This window comes from Psychrobacter sp. S1-30-MNA-CIBAN-0213, from assembly GCF_040309845.1.
In the GTDB taxonomy this organism is placed as follows: domain Bacteria; phylum Pseudomonadota; class Gammaproteobacteria; order Pseudomonadales; family Moraxellaceae; genus Psychrobacter.
Window position 1 is genome coordinate 1 of sequence record NZ_JBEOPE010000184.1, and the last position, 234, is coordinate 234.

Annotated in this window: 1 protein-coding gene; it reads right to left on the bottom strand. The window is 52.6% G+C overall.

The features are described from left to right. On the bottom strand, window positions 1-234 hold a 234-nt coding region (locus AAEY87_RS14440; protein ID WP_502945491.1), incomplete at both ends, for a class II glutamine amidotransferase domain-containing protein.

Below are 234 nucleotides of genomic sequence, written 5' to 3' on the forward strand. Positions count from 1 at the left end.
GTTCTCAACGATACCATTGTGGACAACAGCAATTTTACCGGATACGTGCGGATGGGCGTTACGTTGGGCGGGCTCGCCATGCGTGGCCCAACGTGTATGCGCAATACCAATATGACCATCAAAAAACTCTGGATTGACTGCGACGGCATCGACCAAGGCTTGTACTTTGCCTACTTGACGCTCACGGTGTAATTCGCCATCACGAATGACGGTCAAACCGGCGGAATCGTAGCC